The sequence below is a fragment of the Halorubrum sp. Eb13 genome, from assembly GCF_002252895.1.
Classification (GTDB): domain Archaea; phylum Halobacteriota; class Halobacteria; order Halobacteriales; family Haloferacaceae; genus Halorubrum.
The window spans coordinates 1-1,369 of sequence record NZ_NHPE01000037.1 but is presented as its reverse complement, the minus strand read 5'-3'; the positions used below and the strand labels follow the sequence as shown (position 1 = coordinate 1,369).

3 protein-coding genes are annotated in these 1,369 nt (G+C 62.5%); 2 read left to right on the top strand and 1 reads right to left on the bottom strand.

Annotated features, from left to right (window positions below; all coding sequences use genetic code 11):
* Together DJ75_RS18100 and DJ75_RS04295 are read left to right on the top strand one after the other, a co-directional pair.
* Positions 1-335 (top strand): hypothetical protein (locus DJ75_RS18100; RefSeq protein ID WP_217900369.1); only part of this gene is annotated, 335 nt, incomplete at its 5' end.
* A gap of 116 nt (positions 336-451) precedes the next feature.
* Positions 452-790, top strand: a complete 339-nt coding sequence (locus tag DJ75_RS04295; RefSeq protein WP_094522878.1) for a hypothetical protein — start codon at positions 452-454, stop codon at positions 788-790.
* Position 791: 1 nt separating this feature from the next.
* Here DJ75_RS04295 and DJ75_RS04290 read toward each other — a convergent pair whose 3' ends face one another.
* The gene (locus DJ75_RS04290; protein WP_176451417.1) at positions 792-1,079 is read right to left on the bottom strand and encodes a HalOD1 output domain-containing protein; all 288 of its coding nucleotides are present in this window, start codon (positions 1,077-1,079) and stop codon (positions 792-794) included.
* Positions 1,080-1,369 lie beyond the last annotated feature (290 nt).

Genomic DNA, 1,369 nt, shown 5'->3' with positions numbered 1-1,369 from the left:
CGGCGACCCGATACAGGTTCTCCGAGAGCCGTCGGACCCGATTCGGGTCGCCACGGATAGGTCGGGTGGTCGTGACCCGGAGCGTCGCGTCGGACGTCGCGACGTTCGCCCAACGGGACTCGCTGAGGCTCGCGAGGTCGATCGCCGAGAGCCGTGAGAAGAGTATCGCTGCGACGCCGTCGACTCGCCGGACAGTGTCGCTCATTTGGGTGGATGCGATGATCGAAAAATCGACTACGTCAGCTATCGGGCGGTCCGGTTCGGGGACCCACCTCGGCCGCCACGTCGCGAACGACGGCAGAGACGACCGGGAGAGGGTGCAAGCGAGCTGGTGACAGTCCTGTCTGACGCCGCAGAGGGCCACAGTCCGCCCCCGTCTCGGAGATGACGTTCATGCTGTCTTACTGATGTCTCACGAGAGACTATACGTATTCCCGACATATGTTGTGGTATGTCAGACACGGCCGGATCCGAGAACGTCCTCTTGCGTCCGCGGGTAGACCAACTGCTCGATATCGTGTCCAAGCGCCGTCGACGCGTGATCCTTCTGCTGTTGAAACGGGAAGCTATCGAGACGACGGACGACGTGATGCTTCGGGGATCCAGCGAGTCGGACGCGTCCGAAGTTCGGCTCACGCACGACCATCTGCCGCGGTTGGAAGATGCGGGATACATCGACTGGGACCGGAATACCGGCGAGATATCGAAAGGCCCTCGCTTCGACGAAATCGAGCCACTTCTCGAACTGATCGAGAATCACGCCGACGAACTACCACCCGGCTGGCCGTGAATCAGTCACCCTCGCTGCACAGGGTCTCCGGGTCCGGCGCGTCGGTGCTAACAGGTTCTCGAGCGTCCCCGTCGAGCACGTCAACGAGAACCCGCCCGTCGCTCGTGACGGTTACGTCGTGCTTCGGAAGTTCGAACGTCAGCGTCCACGTTGCCGCCTCGTTTGCTGCCAAGAGCTCGATCGCATCGGGCTCCACGTATTCGTAGAGGGTGAAATCCAGCTCAGCGGGCTCGACGCCTTCCGCGTCAGCGACAGCCTCGACTATCTCCGAAGCGAGAACGTCTCCCATATCGACATGTTACGGAGATGTTCATAAATATTTATCCTCTATATGTCGATGAGACGCTCCGGGGCAGAGACGATTTCGGAACCGACCAACGAGACACGCTGCACGCGCGTTCCGTATTCGTCCCGCCGTTCTTGACGGAGACGGTATTCTTCGACGAGGCCTCGATGCCGGCCTCGGAGCGGATCAGAGCAGCGGGACGGTGAGCGCGACGAGCAGGACGCCGAACGCGGCCCCGCCGTACAGGAGCCGTTCGACCCGCGGGCCGGGCGGGAGCGGGCCGGCGTCGAGCG

What these genes read in the sequence shown, in the direction of transcription:
- DJ75_RS04295 (WP_094522878.1), top strand. Translation starts at nt 452, where the DNA reads ATGTCAGACACGGCCGGATCCGAGAACGTCCTCTTGCGTCCGCGGGTA.
- DJ75_RS04290 (WP_176451417.1), bottom strand. Translation starts at nt 1,079, where the DNA reads ATGGGAGACGTTCTCGCTTCGGAGATAGTCGAGGCTGTCGCTGACGCG.